Annotated in this window: 19 protein-coding genes and 1 tRNA gene; 13 read left to right on the top strand and 7 right to left on the bottom strand. The window is 65.7% G+C overall.

Features of this window, described 5'->3' with window-relative positions; genetic code table 11:
* The first annotated feature begins 15 nt into the window (after positions 1–15).
* The 4 genes from K410_RS0122510 (at position 16) to K410_RS0122495 (ending at position 5,592) form a co-directional block, all read left to right on the top strand.
* Entirely contained in the window at positions 16–969 is a 954-nt protein-coding gene (locus K410_RS0122510) for a dihydrodipicolinate synthase family protein (protein WP_028136975.1), read from the top strand.
* 4 nt (positions 970–973) lie between these two features.
* Positions 974–1,789 carry an NUDIX hydrolase gene (locus K410_RS0122505; RefSeq protein ID WP_028136974.1) on the top strand — a complete coding sequence of 272 codons (816 nt, stop codon included), beginning with the start codon at positions 974–976 and terminating at the stop codon, positions 1,787–1,789.
* 77 nt (positions 1,790–1,866) lie between these two features.
* On the top strand, positions 1,867–2,781 hold the full coding sequence (locus K410_RS0122500) for a DMT family transporter (protein ID WP_028136973.1): 915 nt from the start codon (positions 1,867–1,869) through the stop codon (positions 2,779–2,781).
* Positions 2,782–2,904: 123 nt separating this feature from the next.
* Positions 2,905–5,592 carry a PAS domain S-box protein gene (locus K410_RS0122495; RefSeq protein WP_028136972.1) on the top strand — a complete coding sequence of 896 codons (2,688 nt, stop codon included), beginning with the start codon at positions 2,905–2,907 and terminating at the stop codon, positions 5,590–5,592.
* Here K410_RS0122495 and K410_RS0122490 read toward each other — a convergent pair whose 3' ends face one another.
* On the bottom strand, positions 5,593–5,946 hold the full coding sequence (locus K410_RS0122490) for a GrlR family regulatory protein (protein ID WP_028136971.1): 354 nt from the start codon (positions 5,944–5,946) through the stop codon (positions 5,593–5,595). It lies immediately after the preceding gene.
* A gap of 258 nt (positions 5,947–6,204) precedes the next feature.
* On the opposite strand from K410_RS0122490, the gene K410_RS0122485 reads away from it, so the two are divergent.
* Entirely contained in the window at positions 6,205–6,702 is a 498-nt protein-coding gene (locus K410_RS0122485) for a hypothetical protein (protein WP_028136970.1), read from the top strand.
* Positions 6,703–6,750: 48 nt separating this feature from the next.
* Here K410_RS0122485 and K410_RS0122480 read toward each other — a convergent pair whose 3' ends face one another.
* Positions 6,751–7,134, bottom strand: coding sequence for a VOC family protein (locus K410_RS0122480; protein WP_028136969.1), 384 nt, complete (start codon positions 7,132–7,134; stop codon positions 6,751–6,753).
* 179 nt (positions 7,135–7,313) lie between these two features.
* On the opposite strand from K410_RS0122480, the gene K410_RS0122475 reads away from it, so the two are divergent.
* The 3 genes from K410_RS0122475 (at position 7,314) to K410_RS0122465 (ending at position 8,813) form a co-directional block, all read left to right on the top strand.
* Positions 7,314–7,886, top strand: coding sequence for a hypothetical protein (locus K410_RS0122475; protein WP_049820162.1), 573 nt, complete (start codon positions 7,314–7,316; stop codon positions 7,884–7,886).
* 171 nt (positions 7,887–8,057) lie between these two features.
* Positions 8,058–8,588, top strand: coding sequence for a hypothetical protein (locus tag K410_RS0122470; protein ID WP_028136967.1), 531 nt, complete (start codon positions 8,058–8,060; stop codon positions 8,586–8,588).
* A gap of 148 nt (positions 8,589–8,736) precedes the next feature.
* Positions 8,737–8,813, top strand: a tRNA-Arg gene (locus K410_RS0122465).
* A gap of 80 nt (positions 8,814–8,893) precedes the next feature.
* Here the strand turns inward: K410_RS0122465 and K410_RS0122460 are convergent.
* Together K410_RS0122460 and K410_RS0122450 are read right to left on the bottom strand one after the other, a co-directional pair.
* The gene (locus K410_RS0122460) at positions 8,894–9,853 is read right to left on the bottom strand and encodes an AraC family transcriptional regulator (RefSeq protein ID WP_028136966.1); all 960 of its coding nucleotides are present in this window, start codon (positions 9,851–9,853) and stop codon (positions 8,894–8,896) included.
* A gap of 449 nt (positions 9,854–10,302) precedes the next feature.
* Positions 10,303–10,599 (bottom strand): hypothetical protein, encoded by a 297-nt coding sequence (locus K410_RS0122450; protein ID WP_028136964.1) that lies wholly within the window; start codon positions 10,597–10,599, stop codon positions 10,303–10,305.
* A 54-nt stretch (positions 10,600–10,653) separates the two neighbouring features.
* On the opposite strand from K410_RS0122450, the gene K410_RS0122445 reads away from it, so the two are divergent.
* Positions 10,654–11,247: a DUF3775 domain-containing protein gene (locus tag K410_RS0122445; protein ID WP_349509802.1), complete on the top strand. Its 594-nt coding sequence runs from the start codon at positions 10,654–10,656 to the stop codon at positions 11,245–11,247.
* A 39-nt stretch (positions 11,248–11,286) separates the two neighbouring features.
* Positions 11,287–11,748 (top strand): host attachment protein, encoded by a 462-nt coding sequence (locus K410_RS0122440; RefSeq protein WP_028136962.1) that lies wholly within the window; start codon positions 11,287–11,289, stop codon positions 11,746–11,748.
* A 31-nt stretch (positions 11,749–11,779) separates the two neighbouring features.
* Here the strand turns inward: K410_RS0122440 and K410_RS0122435 are convergent, their stop codons facing one another.
* Positions 11,780–12,043, bottom strand: a complete 264-nt coding sequence (locus K410_RS0122435) for a hypothetical protein (protein WP_028136961.1) — start codon at positions 12,041–12,043, stop codon at positions 11,780–11,782.
* Positions 12,044–12,335: 292 nt separating this feature from the next.
* Between K410_RS0122435 and K410_RS0122430 the strand changes: the two genes are divergently transcribed.
* Both K410_RS0122430 and K410_RS0122425 read left to right on the top strand, forming a co-directional pair.
* Positions 12,336–12,782 (top strand): hypothetical protein, encoded by a 447-nt coding sequence (locus K410_RS0122430; protein ID WP_028136960.1) that lies wholly within the window; start codon positions 12,336–12,338, stop codon positions 12,780–12,782.
* Between the two features lie 97 nt (positions 12,783–12,879).
* The gene (locus tag K410_RS0122425) at positions 12,880–13,752 is read left to right on the top strand and encodes a DMT family transporter (protein ID WP_028136959.1); all 873 of its coding nucleotides are present in this window, start codon (positions 12,880–12,882) and stop codon (positions 13,750–13,752) included.
* A 60-nt stretch (positions 13,753–13,812) separates the two neighbouring features.
* Here K410_RS0122425 and K410_RS0122420 read toward each other — a convergent pair whose 3' ends face one another.
* Both K410_RS0122420 and K410_RS0122415 read right to left on the bottom strand, forming a co-directional pair.
* Positions 13,813–14,109, bottom strand: a complete 297-nt coding sequence (locus K410_RS0122420; protein ID WP_028136958.1) for a hypothetical protein — start codon at positions 14,107–14,109, stop codon at positions 13,813–13,815.
* A gap of 68 nt (positions 14,110–14,177) precedes the next feature.
* Positions 14,178–15,569, bottom strand: a complete 1,392-nt coding sequence (locus tag K410_RS0122415; RefSeq protein WP_245269482.1) for a cryptochrome/photolyase family protein — start codon at positions 15,567–15,569, stop codon at positions 14,178–14,180.
* 168 nt (positions 15,570–15,737) lie between these two features.
* Here K410_RS0122415 and K410_RS0122410 point away from each other — a divergent pair, with 168 nt between their 5' ends.
* Positions 15,738–17,468: a methyl-accepting chemotaxis protein gene (locus K410_RS0122410; protein WP_028136956.1), complete on the top strand. Its 1,731-nt coding sequence runs from the start codon at positions 15,738–15,740 to the stop codon at positions 17,466–17,468.
* Positions 17,469–17,563: the final 95 nt, after the last annotated feature.

Below are 17,563 nucleotides of genomic sequence, written 5' to 3'. Positions count from 1 at the left end.
AGGATGCAAGGACTGATGAAACTCACCGCCGACGCCAAGGGCACTTTCGCAATCGCGCCGACGCCGTTCCACGACGACGGCCGCATCGACGAGCGCTCGATCGACCGCTTGACCGACTTCTACGAGGAGGTCGGCTGCGACGGCGTCACGGTGCTGGGCATCCTCGGCGAGGCTCCCAAGCTCGATGCCACCGAGGCCGAGCAGGTGGCGGTGCGCTACGTCAAGCGCGCGAAGAAGATGCAGGTGATCGTCGGCGTCTCCGCGCCGGGCTTTGCCACCATGCGCTCGCTGGCCAAGGCCTCGATGGACGCAGGCGCCGCCGGCGTGATGATCGCGCCGCCGCCGAGCTTGCGCACCGACGAGCAGATCATCGGTTATTTCAAGCAGGCGGCCGAGGCGATCGGCCCCGACGTGCCCTGGGTGCTCCAGGACTATCCGCTCACCTTGCAGGTGGTGTTCACACCGTCCGTGATCCGCAAGATCGTCATGGACAATCCGAACTGCGTGATGCTCAAGCACGAGGACTGGCCGGGCCTGGAGAAGATCACGACGCTACGCGGCTTCCAGAAGGACGGCTCGCTGCGGCCGCTGTCGATCCTGTGCGGCAATGGCGGCACGTTCCTGGACTTCGAGATGGAGCGGGGCGCCGACGGCGCCATGACCGGCTACGCCTTCCCGGAGCTTCTGATCGACGTCGTCAATCTCTCGAAGTCCGGCAAGCGCGACGCCGCGCATGATCTGTTCGACGCGCACCTGCCGCTGATCCGCTACGAGCAGCAGCCCGGCGTCGGCCTGACCGTGCGCAAATACGTGCTGCAGAAGCGCGGCATCATCGCCTCCAGCGCGCAGCGCAAGCCCGGCGCGACGATCACGGCGACGGCGAAGGCCGAGGTCGATTACCTCTTGTCGCGCGTCGCCCGTTTCGACAAGCGCGCCAATCTCGGCCCGCAATCCAGCGCCGCAGGCTAGTTGCATGGCCGAGACATCAGCATCACGCCCGGCCTCGACGATCCTCCTGCTGCGCGACGGCGCAGAGGCCGGCGGCAACAGCCGCGGCGAGATCGAGGTCTTCATGATGGTTCGCCATCATCAGATCGAGTTCAACTCGGGCGCGCTGGTGTTTCCCGGCGGCAGCGTCGATGCCGGCGACAAGGAGATCGTTGCCCGCGCGGACCTCTATTCCGGCGGCGAAGGCCTGAGCGAGGCGGACCGGGGTTTCCGTATTGCCGCGATCCGCGAGACATTTGAGGAGAGCGGCATCCTGCTGGCGCGATGCAGGGAGACGGGCGCCCCTGTCGATGCCAGCCGTGCCGGCGAGATCGCGGACGCGCACCGCATCCCGCTCAACGAGCACAAGATCAGCTTCCTGAACATTCTCGCCGACAACAATCTTCAGCTCGCGCTCGACACGCTGGTGCCTTACGCGCACTGGATCACGCCGGAGGGCATGCCGAAGCGTTTCGACACGTGGTTCTTCCTGGCAGCCGCACCGCAGGACCAGCTCGGCGCCCATGACGGCCGGGAATCGACGGATTCGATCTGGGTCTCGCCGCGCGAGGCGGTAGAGGGCGGCGAGAGCGGCCGCTTCAAGCTGCCGTTCCCGACCACGCGCAACCTGATCCGGCTGGCGAAGCAGCCGACGGTGCAGGCCGCGATGGAGCACGCTCGCAGCCTGTCGATCGTCACGGTGATGCCGGTCATGACCAAGACCGACACCGGCCGCCAGCTCCGCATTCCCCGCGAGGCCGGCTATGACGGCGAGGTGTTCGAGGTCGGGGCGCTGGGTTAATACACTTCGACGCCTGACGAAGTATTGAGGACCACGGTCGCGCTAGGTTCCGTCCATCATGAAGGACGAGCCAGGCGATGAATATCAGGCAGGATACCAACATCGCCGTCGAGCTGGCGCTGCTGGTCGCGCTCGCAACGCTCTGGGGCGGCTCCTACACGTTCATCAAGCTGGGCGTTGCCACCATTCCGCCGATCACGTTGATCGCCGCGCGAACCGCGATCGCCGGCCTCCTGCTGCTCGGCGTCATGGCGGCGCGAGGCATCAAGATGCCCAGCGACGCCGCGACCTGGCGGCGCTTCGCCTTCCAGGCTGTGCTCAACAGCGTCATCCCCTGGACGCTGATCGCCTGGGGCGAGCGGCATGTCGATGCCGCCCTCGCCACCATCCTCAACTCCGCCGGCCCGATCTTCACCTTCCTGCTCACGGCCGTTGTCACCCGCCACGAGGCGACGAGCCCGCGGAAACTGTTCGGCGTGGTGGCGGGGATGGTCGGCATCCTGCTGATCGTCGGCGTCGACGCCTTCCACGACGTCGGCGGAGGCCTCCTCGCAGAGGCCGCCATTGTCGCTGCCACCATCTGCTACGCCTGCGCCGCGATCTTCGGCCGCAGCTTCGCAGGGCTCGACCCCATGGCGCCGGCTGGCGGCTCGTTGCTGGCCGGGGCCGCCGTCCTGATCCCGGCCTCGCTCGTGGTCGAGCAGCCCTGGACGCTGTCGCCGTCGCTGAGCTCCGTGCTGGCGTTGCTCGCGCTCGCATTGTTTTCGACCGCCGCGGCATTCGTGATCTATTTCCGCCTGATCCAGACCCTGGGCTCGGTCGGCACCACGGCGCAGGCCTATCTCCGCGTACCCATCGGCGTTGCCATCAGCGTCGCGGTCCTCGGTGAGAGCCTGAGCCGCACCGCCTGGATCGGGCTGGCCTTTGTCGTGCTCGGCGTCGCCGCCATGACGATCCCGGCCCGGCGGCTGGCGAGCGTCAAGCCGTCATAGGTCGGGAAGGGGGCTCCGGGACCGCGATATTAAGCATAATCGGCCTCCGGAGGCATGTTCCCCCCGGGCGGCAATACGTCGTATATTGGGCCCTCCCGATAGCCCGGTCCTCTCATCACCCCAATGTCCGCCGAATTGACGCCGATCCCTGAGAAAAAGCGAACCTTCTCGCTCTCCATCGGCCAGCTCACCTTCGGCAGCTTTCTGTTGGTGCTGGCGGTGATCATCGTCACCTCGACCGCGAGCGTGATCGCGATCCGGCACATCGACACGACCTTCGCCGAGTTGCAGCGGCTCCAGAGCGTCGGCGACCTTGCCGAGGACATCGACCGCCGCATGAACGAGCTGCGGCTCGCCGCGCGCGACTTCGTCACCGATCCCGGCGCCGGCATCCAGTTCCAGCAGGTCGGCGAGGCGGCCTCGACGCTCAGCGACATCCTGAAAAAGACCCGTATCGAGCTCGCGCCCGAGCAGCAGGACATGATCGACGGGGTCACGGAGCGCCTTGCAACCTATCGGACCGGCCTCGAGCGGATCTCGACCCTGATCGACCGCCGCGCCCAGTTGCTCGCCGGCCTGCCGCCGTTGCGCGAACGGTTCGATGCGGCGGTCTCCGGCACCGCCGATCGGGAGCTGGCCTCGCGCCTGTCGGAGACCCAGAGCCGCATCGCGCTCGGGCTGCTCGCGCGCAACCCGTCTGCCGCGGAGCAGGCCGCCCAGAACATGCGGGCACTGGACATCGGCGACGCCAGGCTGAAGGACGCGGTGAACGACTATGCCGAGGCCATCATGGCGGTGGCCGTTCGCGAGCGGCAGATCGCCGATATCGATCGCGAGGTGCTGGGAACCGAGGGGCGGCTGATCGGCCGCGTCACCGAATTGCTGCGCGAAGTCAGCGACCGGCGCGGCCATGTGCTGTCGCGCGACTTTGCCCGCACGCTGACGGAGGCGCGATGGCAGAGCATCGTGCTCGGCAGCATCGGCGTTCTGATCGGCATTCTCGCAGCCGGCTTCGTGGTGCGGCGGACGGTTCGTCCGCTTGCTCAGATCGCACGCTCCATCCGCGCGCTTGCGGCGGGCCGGAAAGACACCTCGATCCCGTCGGCCGATCTCGACAACGAGATCGGCGACATCGCGCGGGCCGCCGAAGTCTTCCGCCGCGCGCTGGAGGAGGCCGACACGGCACGTGAGGCGGCGGTACACGCGCTCACCGAGCAGCGCCTTGCCGAAGAGAGCTACCGGAAGCTGTTCGAGGGCTCGATCGACGGCATCTACGTGACGACGCCGGCCGGCGAGCTCCTTAACGCCAATCCGGCACTGGCGCGGATGATGGGCTACGACAGCCCGCAGCATCTCATCGCCAGCATCAACGACATCGCCCACACGATCTACGTCCATCCCGAGGCGCGCGCCGAATACCAGCGGCTGATGGCGCGTGACGGCATGGTGCGCGAATTCGAGTACCAGGTGCGCCAGCGCAGCGGCGACATCCTGTGGCTTTCCGACAGCGCCACCGGCGTGCGGGACGAAGCGGGCAACATCGTCCGCTACGAGGGCACGCTGCGCGACATCACCGACCAGAAGCGCGCGGAAGACGCCATCGCCGAAGGCCGTCGCCTGCTCCAGCAGGTCATCGACACCGTTCCGGCGGTGATCAATGTCAAGGACCGCGACCTGCGCTATGTGCTGATGAACCGCTACATGGCCGGCATCTTCGGCATCGAGCCCGGCGACGCGCTCGGCCGCACCACGGCGGACCTGATGTCGCGCTATGGCGAGGCCAAGACCGACGAGAACGACAAGCGCGTGCTCGCGCTGCGGAAGGGGCTCGGCTTCTACGAGGAGGAGTACAAGGACGTCTCCGGCAACATGCGGCAATGGCTCGTCAACAAGCTGCCGCTGCTCGATGCCGAGGGCGAGATCGAGCGCATCGTCACGGTCGCGCTCGACATCGGCGAGCGCAAGCGCGGCGAGCAGGAGATGCGCAAGGCCAAGGAAGCCGCCGAGACGGCGCTGCGCAATTTGCGCGAGACGCAGGCCTCGCTGATCGAGGCCGAGAAGCTCGCCGCCCTCGGGCGCCTCGTTGCCGGCGTCGCCCACGAGGTCAACAATCCCGTCGGCATCAGCCTCACCGTCGCCTCCGCGCTGGAGCGCAAGACCGCGATGTTCACCGCCGAGGTCGAGCGCGGCGAGCTCCGCCGCTCCACGCTCAACGATTTCCTCAGCACCAGCCGCGATGCGTCCTCGCAGCTCGTCTCCAATCTCAACCGCGCCGCCGAACTGATCCAGTCGTTCAAGCAGGTCGCCGCCGACCGCAACTATTCGGACCAGCGCACGTTCGATCTCGGCGACCTCACCGAGCAGGTGGTGATGAGTCTGCGACCGGGCCTGCGCAAGCACAATCTGACGCTCAATGTCGAGTGCCAGCCCGATCTCGCCATGAACAGCTATCCGGGCCCCTATGGCCAGGTGCTGACCAATCTGTTCCTCAACTCGGTGGCGCACGCCTTCCCGGACGGCCGGCCGGGAACGATCGACATCCAGGTGCGGGAATCCGGCAAGGACAATGTCGAGATCATCTTCTCCGACAATGGCTGCGGCATGTCGCTCGACGTTCGCCGCCGCGCCTTCGATCCGTTCTTCACGACACGGCGCGACCAGGGCGGCACCGGCCTCGGATTGCACATCGTCTACAGCATCGTCACCAACCGGCTCGGCGGGCGGCTCGATCTCGATTCCGAGCCGGGCGGCGGCACGCGCATCCAGATGATCTTGCCGCGGGTGGCGCCGCTGGAGCAGGCGGCCGAATAGCTAATCGACGTCGGCGAGCTTGTGCAGGGTGGCGCCGAAGATCAGGCTGGCCTTGCCGACCAGCGCCGTGCCCGTCATCTCCGCGCGCGTGTCGGTGTAGGTGCCGCTGACACCGATGCCGACCGGGGCAGGGCCGCCGAACAGCGGATTGTCGTCGCCCCGCGGCGAGGTGTGCCGCTGCACCAGCACCTCGCCTTTGAAGGTGGTGTCGTCCTTCACCACGTAGCTGCCGGTGTAATAAAGGTAGGCATCGCCGCCAAGAATCTTGCCGTCGCGAAAAAGGATCACGCCGCTACCCTTGCCGGCTCGACCATCGAGCAGGGTCACGTGAATCGAATAAAGGCCGTTCTTCATAACGTCCCACGGGCCGGCCGCCATCGCCCAATGGCGCAACCGGTCCGGCATTTATGCCAAAGCGTCTCGCCCCGCGCAACGCGGCAGTTTGCCGGCCGGCCGCGGAGGGTTGTCGCCGTGAGCCGTAGTTGTCCCGACTTGTGCATGACGCCGTCATGACGGCCTGATGATGGGGCGAGGCCGGTCGTTGCGAATCAGAGTTGGCCCGCAAAATGCACAACAATTGCTGCACTGGCCGCGGGGTGCTGGAGCAAGACGATGAGCAACTGGATCGATTCCGGCGGCGATCAGCCGTGTCTGTGCTGTGCGCGTCCCACGAATTGCAAAACGAAACGCCGGCGCTCCGGCAGCGCAACACGCTGGCGAGGCCTGACGAGACTGGCGGGGGCCCTGGTCCTGGTTGCGCTCGCAGCCCCCATCGGCCAGGCACGCGACCGCGGCCAGTTCGCCAACACCAATGCGGATTTGAAAACCTGGTTCGACGGCCTGCGCAGCGGCAAGGGGCCCTGCTGCTCCGATGCCGACGGTTCGGCGCTCTCGGACAGCGACTGGGACAGCAAGGACGGACACTATCGCGTCCGCCTCCCGCGCTACGGCTCCGGGCTGGAAGGACAGCCGGTTGAGCTGGTCTGGGTCGATGTCCCCGAGGACGCGGTGATCTCCGAGCCGAACCGGGTGGGGCGCACCATGGTGTGGCCGATCTACGGCTACATGGGCGTCACCGTCCGCTGCTTCATGCCGGGCAGCATGACGTAGCCGCGTTGGCTGCATGTTGCCCGGTGAGTCGACGCGGCAGGCGCGGTGTCAGGTATATTTTGTGTCCCGCTCGAGCAGCTCGATGGAGATGCCTTCGGGGCCGCGGATGAAGCAGATGCGCACCCCGGGCCGGATCGTGGTCGGCTCCCGCGTGAAGGTGACGCCCTTGGCCTTGATCTCGGCCGCGACGGCATCGATGTCCTTCACCGTCAGCCCGAAATGGTCGAGGCCCTGATGCGGGTGTGGAGGCGGCGGGTTGACCGCGCCGTCGCCCTCGAGCGGCGCGATGAAGATCCTGGCGCCGCCAAGGTTCACGTCGATCCGTCCCGGCGCGTGGACGATCTCGCCACCGAGGATGTCCCGCAGCCAGGCTGCGGTCGCCTCCGGATCGGGGCTGCGCAGGTGGACGTGATCCCAAGTGACGACTGGCATTTCGATGTCTCCCGATGCTGCTTCGCGATGTTGCAGTGCATGTTAGCGGCCGTGGTCGGCGATCGCCACCGTCCTTGCCGGATTCGCAAGCTGTCGGGAACGTTAGGTCGTCTTCCGGATTAAGGTCAGCAGTGGCCCATTCCGTCGTCCGATGGCTTCGGCTGCGATCGGTGAAGCAAATGAACGCCAGGCTCGACCGGATCGGATTGGGGCGCTTTGCCGGGACCGGCGAGCGACTGGCGCGGGCCGTCACGATCGCGAGCGTCTCATTCGGCCGCAGCCTGCTGTGGATGCTGGCCGCCATCATCGTCGGCTGCGGCGTCTGGATGCTGCTGCCGCTGTCCAAAGGCAATAGCGCCGAGCAGGTCAAGTCGGAGGTGGCAGCCGTCGAGACGGCTCCTTCCGGCGATCCGGCCGCGTCGGCGTCGCTGGCTTCCGAAGCTCAGGTCCCGGCCATGGCGGACCTTGGTCGTCTCAGGATTTCCTCGCAGACCTGGCGTCGCGGCGGCCTCGGCTCGAAAGCCCTGGTGACGTTCACGCTGCGAAACGACAATGACTATGCCGTAAAGGATGTCGAGATCGTCTGCGCCTTCGCGCGGCGTGATGGCAGCCATCTCACCGATCGCAGTCGCGTGCTGGCCGACCCTGTCGGCATGAAGAGCCGCAAGACCTTCGCGCGGATTGCCGTGGGCTTCGTCAACGTGAATGCCGATCAGGCGAAGTGCTCGTTGGTTGCGGCACGCCGCGCATAAAGGCCGCATGTTCCGGTAGCGGAAAAGTTACCCTCCGCGGCACTCCGCGACCCCTTGGCCAAAAAACCTCGCATCGCCATTTGAACCGAACGGCTGGGCCAGGAACCAATTGAGAGATCGCCTGTTGAGGCGGAGAGCCCACGCGGGGATGCGGGGGGCGGAGCGCGGCCAATGCCAATCTTTCGATATTTCGTCTTCGTCGGTGGAGCTTTGCTCGCACTGCTGCTCGCAGTGGACTTCGTTCTGCCATCGCAGCCGGTCGCGCAGGCCGTCGCCACCACCATAAGCAATGACCAGCCTCTGATCCGGATTCGCTCCAACCGCCACCTGCCCGAGCGTGTCGTGCTCGACACCACCCAGCCCACGATCGTGCCGCCTGCGGTGAAAACCGCCGCTGTCGTTGCGCCTCAGCCGCCGGTGCAGGACGGCACGTCGGCCGTGCTTGCCGAGATGTCGGCCAAGGCGCGGGTGCGCGAGACGTTCGCCCAGTTCACGCCGGGAGCACCGAAGGCGGGCTCCGCCGCAGCGGCCAAGGCGGATGCCAAGTCGCATGTTCAAGCGCAAGCCCAGCCTGCTCAGGCGCCTCAGGCGCAGCCGCCGAAGCGCAAGACCGCCAGGGCGTATTCGGCGCCGCAACAGCAAGACCGGCCGATGATGGTCGCGCAGCGCCCGCAATTCGGCTTCTTCGGCAACACCTGGTAAGAACGCTACGCCCCGCTTCGAAACGAGGCGGGGAGGGCTTTTTATTGGTCAGTCTCTCTGCTAATTCCAATCCATCCGAACGCCCATCGGAGCGCTGGCTCGCCAGCCGCGGTGCGGTGTTTCCCGGTTCTGGCCCGATCGGGCCCAGGCGCTCGTAGCTCAGCTGGATAGAGCATCGGATTTCGATTCCGAGGGTCGGAGGTTCGAATCCTTCCGAGCGCGCCAGACCTCATTGGCGTTCCAGATGTCCCGAACCGGAGCCGAGGGCCGCGCACCGTCGCAAGGGCTCGCTGGGTCAGTCAGCCCTAGCGGACGCCGCTTTGCCGTCCACGCGCCAGCGTGTCGGAGGGCGTCTCGTGGAAGATCGCGCGATAGGCTGCGGCGAACTCACCGAGATGATGAAAGCCCTGGGCGCGCGCGCACGTGGCGACCGTGGCGCCGCCGCCCCTGAGGAGGCGGGCACGGGTCGCCCACAGCCTCTTGAGCCGGATGTACTGGTGCAGGCTCATGCCCCGCACCCTGCTCACCGCCCCGCCGAGCGTCCGGATCGAGACGCCGAACTCGCCGGCGAGATCGGCGGTATAGATCGGCGCGGTGGGACGGGCCGCGACATACTCGTCGATCCGCTGCACGAGCTTGATCGCCCGCTCGGCCTGCACCGAGGCGCTCAGGTCCGACATCGAATCGATCCGAAACACATCGTCGAGCGCGAGCAGCAGGCCCTCCTGGAGATGGAGCGCAACCTCGGTGGTTTCGAACAGGAGCGGCTGCACTGAGGCGGTCCGCAGGATGTCGAGCAGGAGCTGCCGCGTGTGGAGCAGGGCGGGCCGGTTCGCGACACGGGCCCGCAGATCGTCGGCGCGATCGAACCAGCCCCGGTCTGCCAGCTCGGGGGAGAAGATGATCATGGCATAATGATTGGTCTGCGGCTCGACGAAATGGCATTCATCGCTGCCGCGCAGCGCAATGAAGAAGCGCGCATCGAGATCCAGGCCCTTGAAGTTGGCCTGAAGATCGTCGGTCATCGGCAGGATCACCATCCCGCCCGGCATCCGATAGGCCGTGTCCAGGATGCGCGCGAACGATCTCATCATGATGATGCGGCACGCCGGAAGGGAGACGACGGCACGGACCGCGGCAAAGCTCGGGATGTCGAGCGGAATGCTTCGGGCATCCTCCATCGACTCGATCGGTCGAAACGCGTCGACGTCGGCAAAGCCGATCAGCTGAAGCGCGGAGGACGGAGTGAGAGCGTCGAACAACATGGGTCTGGCCGCCGCCGAAATGTGACAATCAAATGAACGTCGATGCATCGCCATCAATGGCGAAACATCGCGTTCCAGTAAATCGAATTTCAGGCCGTAGTATTGCGGACATCATGCCATAATGTCCATCGGATCAATGTCGCGGTCCACGCTCCTGGCCCATCGGCCTTCCGGTAGCGAGGTCGACGAAGTGCAGCCGCGGGCAGACGGGGCAGGCAAAGGATGCAAAGCTTCGCCCCTCCGTTCTCTCCTGCTTCTCTAGATGCGTCTGCACGTTCATGCCCGTCTCGGGGCATCGAAAGACGATCAACTCGGCCATCGTCATAGAATGACGGTGTGGGCAGTTTCATCTTTGATCTGGATCAGTCTTGCAATCGCCCCGGGCTGGCGACAACGGCGTAAGATGTGATCTCGCAAAAGCGAGGGGGCCCTCCGGGGCCCCCTACATGTTACCAGCGGCGATAACCATAATAGCGCGGGCCGTAATAGCGTGGCCCGTAATAACGCGGCGGCCCATAATATCGAGGGCGGTAATACGGCCGGGGCCCGTAATAGCCATAGTAATTCGGGCGCCACCAGCAGCGCCCCCAGACGTCGCAGACCATGCGCACCTGCTCGACGCCGGCGACGTCAGGCGTTGCAGGCTTGGGTGCGATAGGCATGGCGGACGCCGTCGGCGATGTCGTCAGGGCACCGAGCATGGCACCGAACAGGCTTGCGGCGACGAGGCCAATCTTGCGAGTCATGATGTCTTCCTCCGCTTACGGACAACAGGATATCGAAGGTGTTCGGATCAAATTGTGGCGGAGCCGAAATGTAATGCTGATGAACAGACCTTCAGCAAATCCGCCCGGCCGGGCTGGCCCTGGCCGCATGGCCAATGCCGTGCCGACCTTGATCCTGCGCAATTCGCAAGCCTGCCTCGGCTCATAGTGTTGCTGGGTGGCAGCGGCATGGGGCTACTGCCGGGCAAGGTGAATTGGATGCGAGTCATTCCAAATCTGTCGATCTCGCCGGAGAAAGTCTTCTTCGTCATCTCGAAATCGCGCCGGTCCGACAGCGAGGCGGCCGGAGGTGGCGTCATCCTGGACTCGGGCGACGATGACATGAGCTATGGCCGCAATGGGCGCGGCGGGACCACAGACCGTGCGGAGCTCGCGGGCTTTATCCGCGATCTCAATATCGACGAGCAGATCGATCTGGTGGCGCTGACCTGGCTTGGTCGCGGCGACGGCGATCTCTCCAATTGGCGCGAATTGCATGCCCAGGCCGCGCAGGCGCACAACGAGCGCACGGCGTCCTACCTGATCGGCACGCCGATGCTCGCCGACTATCTGGAGGAGGCGATGGCGCAATTCGGAAAATCTTTCGAGGAATTCGAAGAACATCTCTGATGCCGGATACGGCGTCGGCAAGTTTCAAGGAGAGCTGCAATGGATAAAATGAGAATCGACAAGGGCGACTGGCTGGTGGTGTGCGACGGGCGCAAGGCGCTGATTCTGGAGAACGTCGGCGACGGGATGTTTCCGAACCTTCACACCAAGGAGGTACACGAGCAGCCGAACCCGTCGACCAGCGCGCAAGGCAGCGACGCGCCGGGACGATTGCATGCCGCTGCGGGCGGCGCCCGCAGCTCGGTCGAGCAGACCGATTGGCACGACGAGGCCGAGCGCGCCTTCCTGCGAAGCCTGGCCGGCCGGCTCGATGCCGCCGTCAGCTCCGGCGAGACCACGGCCCTGACCATGGTCGCCTCACCACGTGCGCTTGGCATGATCCGCGCCGACTATTCGGACCTCGTGCGCAAGGCGCTTCAGGGTGAGGTCGGCAAGGATCTCGTCAAGCTGCCGGTCTACGAGATCGAGAAGCAATTGCTGCTGTCGGGCACGCCCAAATAGGCGCGCCCGGAAACAGGCCGCGCCGGTGCCCTCAGTAGCAGGGGTGCCGGCGGCGGTCCTGGCCGAGATAGGCGGCCGCGCTCTGGTAGCAGTGGTTGGTCGAGGGGCCGTCGTAATAGGCGAAGGTGCCAGGGATGATGCCGGGCCCGTAATTGTGCAGATAGCTGATCGGGTAGGGCAGCGGGCTGGCATAGGCGCGGTGGTGCCGGTGACGACCGCCTGCCTCCGCCAGGTCAGGGGCTAGGATTGCGGCCGACAGGGCCGCAACCGCGGCGACTAGCGTCAACTTGCTCATCTCGATTCTCCGGGACCCGCGCGAATAGGTCAGCCATCTATAGCCATTTCGGACCGCCGGGGCACCCGTCCGGCGCCTGGAAATCCCGGATAAACCCGCGGATTCCCGGGTGGGTGTGACAGAATTGCCAAAATGGCGGCCAGGTCTGCCCATTTTTGGCCTTCTCGGGATGCTTAACGAATTCCCCACACAAGTATGACCAAAAACTATTCGGTTAAGAATCCTGTCGCCGGCCTTTTGGGGGCTCCTTCGAGGCCGGTGCATTCCTGAAGGCCATCGCCGTCACCTCGCCATGCGCATCACGCTCTTGAGCCTGCTGTTGCTCTGTCTCGCCGCCGCCACGCCGGCGCGGGCCGAGCTGCATATCACCCGCGACCACGGCGGCTATGTCGAGGAATACAAGGCCAAGTACAAGCGGGTCCGCGAGAAGGGCGAGCGGGTCATCATCGACGGCATCTGCAATTCGGCCTGCACGCTGGTGCTCGGCATCGTGCCGATGAACAAGATCTGCGTGACGCCGCGCGCAAGCCTTGGTTTCCACCAGGCCTATTACGACAAGGCCTTCACCTTCGGCATCAAGGTCACCAGCTCCGAGGGGACCTCCGACCTGATGTCCTACTATCCCAATACGGTGAAGGACTGGATTCGTCGCAATGGCGGGCTCACGACCGACATGAAGAAGATCAAGAACGGCGTCGAGCTCTGGAAGATCGTCGATCCCTGTCCGGAAGAATGGTGAGCGCCGGCGCTCAGTCGCCATCGTCCGTCGCAACGCAGCATCGTCCGGACGAAATTCGCATTGCCGCATAGCCCCCGCTGGGGCAATGAGGGCGGCAATGAACCATAATCAAGAAGCCCTGACCGCCCGCGCCGCGCCGATCCTGTTCGTCCTGCTCTGGAGCACCGGATTCATCGGCACCAAATACGTCGTCGACAACGCCGATCCCTTGACATATCTCGCCATCCGCATGGCCATCGTGGTCGGCCTGATGGCGATCATCGCCGGCCTTGCGCGGCCGAAATGGCCTGACAGCACCGGCATCGCGCACAGCGCGGTCGCCGGCATTCTCGTCCATGGCTTTTATCTTGGCGGCACCGCGATCGCGATCGCGCATTCGATTCCCGCCGGGCTCTCCGCGCTGATCCCGGGCCTTCAGCCGATCCTGACCTCGACCATCGCCAACCGCTGGCTCGGCGAGAAGGTGACGCCGGTGCAATGGGCCGGGCTCGTGCTCGGCCTCGGCGGCGTGGTGATGATCCTGCACAACCGTCCCATGACCGGCGACGCCGGGCTGGGCTGGCTCGCCTCGGTGGTCTCGCTGATCAGCATCACGCTCGGCACGCTCTATCAGCGCCGCTATTGCAACCAGATCGACTGGCGCGCGGGCAATCTCGTGCAGTATGTCGCGGTCACCATCTTCTTCGCGATCGGCGCCTTCCTGTTCGAGGACCGTGTGGTGCACTGGACGCGGGAGTTCGTGCTCGCGCTCGCCTGGCTCGCTGTCGCGCTCTCGATCGGATCGATCGGGCTGCTCTACTGGCTGATCCGTCACGCCGCGGCGACCTCGGTCGCGAGCCTGTTCTATCTGGTGCCGGCCGTGACTGCGCTGATGGCGTACCTGCTGTTCGGCGAGAAGCTCGATGCGCTGGCGATCGCCGGCATGGCGATGTGCGCCGCTGCGGTGTTCGTGGTCAACCGCCGCTTCTAGCGTGGAGAGAACGAGTCTCCGGAGGCGCTCGCATCCGGAGACCCTGTCTGAGTGCCTCGGTCAGCGCTTCGCCTTCTTGGCCTTCTTCTTCGTCTTTGCAGCTTTCTTGGCGGTCTTCTTCATGGTCTTCTTGGCCGCTTTCTTCGCGGATTTCTTGCTGGCCTTCTTGGCGGCCTTCTTCGAACTCTTCTTCGCGGCCTTCTTCTTGGAAGCCTTCTTCGGCGCTACTTTCTTCGCGACCTTCTTGGCGGCTTTCCTGACCTTCTTGACGGCGGTGACTGCCGCGTCCTTGGTCGCCTCCACGGCATTGGTGATCGTCTCCATCGCCTGTTCGGTGATCGGCTTGTCGTCGTCCATATCGTGTCCCCCACGGTTTGTATGGCGCGACGACGATAGCGCGTTTCATAATTGTGTCAAAGCAGCGCTCAACCTTTGCGGATCTTCGCGTAGGCTGCGAGCGCGCGTTCGCGTCCACTGGCATGATCGACGATCGGGTGCGGATAGGTCTTGCCGAGCGTGATGCCTGCGCCTACGAGCTCGATCGGCGTTGCCTGCCAGGGGCGGTGGATCAGCTTGGCCGGCATCTGTTTCAGCTCCGGCACCCAGCGCCGGACATAGGTTCCATCCGGATCGAACTTCTCGCCCTGCAGCTGCGGATTGAACACGCGGAAATAGGGCGCTGCGTCGGCACCGCAGCCGGCGACCCATTGCCAATTGGCGGGATTGCTGCCGGCGTCCGCATCGACCAGCGTGTCCCAGAACCAGGCTTCGCCCTCGCGCCAGTCGATCAAGAGGTGCTTGACCAGGAAGGAGGCCACCACCATCCGCACCCGGTTGTGCATCACGCCGGTGTGCCAGAGCTGGCGCAGGCCGGCATCGACGATCGGATAGCCGGTGCGGCCGCGTTGCCAGGCGGCGAGCGCCTTGATGTCCCGCTTCCAGGGAAAGCCGTCGAAATTCGCTTGCAGGTTTTCGGTGGCGAGGTCGGGGTGATCGTGGAGCAGGTGGCGGCAGAACTCGCGCCAGCCGAGCTCGCTCAGGAATTTTTCGATGCCGGGCCGGAGTGCCGGATCCTGGTCCGCCGCGAACCGTGCCGCATGCCAGATCTGGCGCGGGCTGAGTTCGCCGAACCTCAAATGCGGCGAGAGCCGTGAGGTCCCGTCCCGGTCCGGACGGTCGCGGTCGCCGACATAGGCGCGCGCGGTGTGCTCGAGGAAGTCGCGCAGGCGCGTCCGGGCCGAGGCCTCGCCCGGGGTCCATGCTTCGCGCAGGCCGCCCGCCCAATCCGGCTTGCCTGGTTCCAGTGCCCAGCTCTCCAGCACATCGCCGGCGATCTTCGGCGCGGGGCGCAGCTGTTTCGGAGCAGGCAGCGGCTTTGCCGGATCGCCGAGCGACAGCACGCGCCGCCAGAACGGCGTGAACACGCGCAAGCCGCGGCCCTCCTTGGTGCGGATGGCCGAGGGCGGGGCGAGGAGATCGCCGGGGAAGCTCTGCGAATCGACACCGAGCTTTGCCAGCGCCGCCGCGAGCCGGCTCTCGACGGCCTGATGCGGCGCCTGCGCAATTGCATTCCAGTAGACGGCGCGGGCACCGCTTTCGCGCGCCACGTCCGGAATGATCCGGGCCGCCGGTCCCTTGCGCAGGACGAGCGATCCGCCGCGCGCAGCGATTGCGGCACCGAGCGCCCGCAGCGACTGCGCCAGCCACCAGCGCGTCGCGGCGCCGGGCGGTCGGGCGAGGCCGTCGTCGAGCACATAAAGGCAGACCACCGGCGCACCGGTCTTCGCAGCGGCGTGCAGAGCAGGATGGTCGGACAGGCGAAGGTCGTCGCGGAACCAGACGACGATGGGCGGCACGCTCGGCTCGGTCAGGGGAATCCTCGTTTACGATTTGGAAAGCAAGCCGGGGGCGGCGGTATAATCATCATTAAGGGGACTGTAATACCACTGCACGATTATGCAGGGATTACGGGGGTAGTTCCATTCATGTCCAAGATTTCGACTGGGAAGTTCCTGCCGCAGTTCAAGCTGGGCACCAAGGCGGTTCTGTGCGCCGTGTTGCTGATCGCCGTGAACACGGCACTCGTGGTCGGCGCCGGCTATTGGTCGCTGACCTCCGCCTTCAACGACCGCGCCTTGCGCGACATCGAGGTCAACCTGCGCACGCTGGCGCTGGCCTTCACCGAGATCGTTCCGGCCGCCAAGATCACGATGCGGGACGGCACGGTGGTGCGCGCCGAAATTCCGGCGATGCCCGAGATCAAGGATCACGCCATTGTCGACCGCGCGGTGTCCTATGTCGGCGGCAATGCGACCCTGTTCGTGTTCGACGATGCGAGCGGGCAGTTCGTCCGCCGCTCCACCAACGTGAAGAAGGAAAACGGCGACCGCGCCGTCGGCACCCAGCTTGCCGCCGACCATCCGGGACAGGCGCCGCTGCGCCGCGGCGAGGCCTATAAAGGTCCGGCCACGTTGTTCGGCAAGACCTTCATGACCGCCTATTTCCCCATCGCGAACGCGGCCGGCAAGGTCGTCGGCATTCTCTATGTCGGCATTCCCATGGTCCAGTACGAGAGCATGCTGGCCCGCGCGATCGAGAGCATGGCTGCGGCCGCCGGACTTGCCGCGCTCCTGGTGCTGGGCCTGACCCTGCTGGTCGTCCGCCGCGTCACCCGACCGCTCACCTCCGTGACGCACTCGCTCACCGCACTTGCCAACGGCCAGAGCGACGTCACGATCGAATGCGAGGATCGCGCCGACGAGATCGGCGAGATCGCCCGCACGGTCGCCGTGTTCAAGAGCAATTCGCTGGAGCGGGCGCGCATGCGCAGCGAGCAGGCGGCGGCGTCGGCCGCAGCGGCCGAGCAGCGCAAGTCCGACCTGCGCAACTTCGTCGAGGAGTTCCGCGGCAGCGTCGGCGGCATCCTCGACAAGGTGCTGACATCGTCGGGCGAGTTCGAGCGCGTGGCGCGACAACTGACCGACGTCGCACGCTCCACCGCCGATCTGTCGGCGCAGTCCGCGGGCGCGTCCGAAAATGCCTCCGAGCACGTGCGTTCGGCGGCCTCGGCCTCCGACGAGCTGTCTCAGTCGATCACCGAGATCACCCGGCGCGTGCAGGAATCGAACGAGATTTCCGCCGAGGCCGTGCGGCAGGCCGAGGCCACCGACCAGCGCATCGCGCAGCTCTCGGAAGCCGGCGCGCGCATTGGCGACGTCGTCAAGCTGATCACCTCGATCGCCGAGCAGACCAACCTCCTGGCGCTGAACGCCACCATCGAGGCCGCGCGCGCCGGCGATGCCGGCCGTGGCTTTGCTGTGGTGGCCCAGGAGGTCAAGACGCTGGCCGGTCAGACCGCGAAGGCGACCGACGAGATATCGAACCAGATCGAGAGCATGCAGCTTGCGACCGAGGAATCGGTCGCCGCCATCAAGGCGATCGGTCAGACCATCGAGCGCATCAGCGGGATCGCCGGCTCGATCTCGGCTGCGGTCGAGCAACAGAAGGGCGCAACCCAGAACATCGTGTCGAGCGTCCGCGCGGCGGTCTCTGGCACGGCCGAGGTCGCCGTCAACGTCCGGCACGCCGCCAAGGGCGCCAGCGAGACCGGCGAGACCTCGAGCCGGATGTTTGCCTCGGCCCAGGCGCTGTCCGGCGAGAGCCTGCATCTGAAGGCAGAGGTCGACGGTTTCCTCGACCGCGTGCGGACGGCCTGATTTAAACGCAGTCATTCCGGGGCGGTCCAAAGGACCGAACTCCGGTGCGCAATTGCGCACCTGAGAATCTCGAGATCCCGCGTCCGCGCTTGCGC

Origin of the sequence: Bradyrhizobium sp. 22 (genome assembly GCF_000482425.1) — a bacterium.
In the GTDB taxonomy this organism is placed as follows: Bacteria; Pseudomonadota; Alphaproteobacteria; order Rhizobiales; family Xanthobacteraceae; genus Bradyrhizobium; species Bradyrhizobium japonicum_B.
The sequence above is the reverse complement of the archived record's forward strand: the minus strand, read 5'-3'. Positions and strand labels throughout refer to the sequence as shown.